This is a genomic window from Paraburkholderia sp. UYCP14C (genome assembly GCF_004197395.1).
Classification (GTDB): domain Bacteria; phylum Pseudomonadota; class Gammaproteobacteria; order Burkholderiales; family Burkholderiaceae; genus Paraburkholderia.
The window spans coordinates 1-224 of record NZ_SELS01000415.1; the positions used below are offsets into that span (position 1 = coordinate 1).

Here is a 224-nt window from a genome sequence, read left to right on the forward strand (position 1 = left end):
GCGGCACGCCGGGGACGTTGCTCCAGGTCATGGACAAAGGCTGGCAGTTCTTCCCAAGAAAGTGCCGCGTGATGTTTTATCTGTGCGCGCTTCTTCGACCGTGGCAACACCAGTTGAAGATGGTCAACATAGCGCGCCGGGTTGCTGCCCGTGCGGTGACCTAACACCGTTTCCGCATCGAGAATCGCCTTGATGCGGCCGCGCACGCGGCGCGCTGTCTCCGC

At 62.1% G+C, this 224-nt stretch carries 1 pseudogene; it reads right to left on the minus strand.

From position 1 onward, the window contains the following. Window positions 1-224: pseudogene (locus EVC45_RS45365) on the minus strand (integrase); the annotation flags it as partial.